The sequence below is a fragment of the Bacillus sp. Nf3 genome, assembly GCF_003028545.1.
Lineage (GTDB): Bacteria > Bacillota > Bacilli > Bacillales > Bacillaceae > Bacillus > Bacillus safensis.
Map to the genome: position 1 here is coordinate 1 of NZ_PYUA01000146.1, position 502 is coordinate 502.

1 protein-coding gene is annotated in these 502 nt (G+C 66.7%); it reads left to right on the forward strand.

Annotated features, from left to right (window positions below; all coding sequences use genetic code 11):
• Positions 1-502 (forward strand): amino acid--tRNA ligase-related protein (locus C9414_RS21250; RefSeq protein WP_368731622.1); only part of this gene is annotated, 502 nt, incomplete at both ends.

The following is a 502-nucleotide window of genomic DNA, read 5'->3' on the forward strand; positions in this document are numbered from 1 at the left end:
CCCATGAGAACCCGGGCGAAGACACCCGCCTGAAGTACCGCTACCTGGACCTGCGCCGCCCGGAAATGCAGCGCATGCAGCGCACCCGCATCAAGCTGGTGCAGGCCCTGCGCCGCCACCTCGATGCGCGCGGCTTCCAGGACATCGAAACCCCGATCCTGACCAAGGCCACTCCGGAAGGCGCCCGCGACTTCCTGGTGCCGGCGCGCATGCACCCGGGTGAGTTCTACGCACTGCCGCAGAGCCCGCAGCTGTTCAAGCAGATCCTGATGGTGGCCGGCTTCGACCGCTACTACCAGATCGCGCGCTGCTTCCGCGACGAAGCCCTGCGTGCCGACCGCCAGCTGGAATTCACCCAGCTGGACATGGAATTCGCCTTCGTGCGCGAGCGCGACGTGCAGGATTTCGTCGAGGACATGATCCGCGCCATCTTCAAGGAAGTGGTGGACGTGTCGCTGGCGGCCAGCTTCCCGCGCATGACCTGGGCCGAGGCCATGCGCCG